This is a genomic window from Vibrio sp. OPT46 (genome assembly GCF_015163535.1).
Taxonomy (GTDB): Bacteria; Pseudomonadota; Gammaproteobacteria; order Enterobacterales; family Vibrionaceae; genus Vibrio; species Vibrio alginolyticus.
The window spans coordinates 1-437 of sequence record NZ_JADDYG010000181.1 but is presented as its reverse complement, the minus strand read 5'-3'; the positions used below and the strand labels follow the sequence as shown (position 1 = coordinate 437).

Sequence of the window (437 nt, the reverse complement as noted above, 5' to 3'; positions counted from 1 at the left end):
GTATTCTGCAGTAAGTGTTGAGTATAGGTCAGACTTTGCGTCAATGCTGCCTGATCTTGATAAAGTTTGTTCAGCAAGCTAGCGCCATTCCAAAGGTAGTATATCTGCCTTGCTAATAACGCACTGTCACCATTGGGGATTGAGCCATCTTTAATGCCGATGTCAATGCAATCCGCTATCGCTTGAATGGTTTTGTCTGCTCCTTGGCGTAATGCCAAGCGCATTGACTCAGAGAGATCGGAGACTTCTGCACTTAACTTAACCAATAAACATTTGTTCGCATTACACACGTCGTCTTCTACTTTGACCATTTCTTCGAAATAGCTCATTAGGCGTTGGTAGCCACTCAGTTCAGTATTGGTAAAGCGTGCGTTTAAACGCTCAAAATACTTAGTAAAGTAGTCTTGAATCATCGCTTCACCAAATTGTTCTTTGGA

At 42.3% G+C, this 437-nt stretch carries 1 protein-coding gene; it reads right to left on the bottom strand.

Going from position 1 to position 437, the window contains the following annotated elements; all coding sequences use genetic code 11:
* Positions 1-413 (bottom strand): TetR family transcriptional regulator C-terminal domain-containing protein (locus IQR33_RS08410; protein WP_228013806.1); only part of this gene is annotated, 413 nt, incomplete at its 3' end.
* Positions 414-437 lie beyond the last annotated feature (24 nt).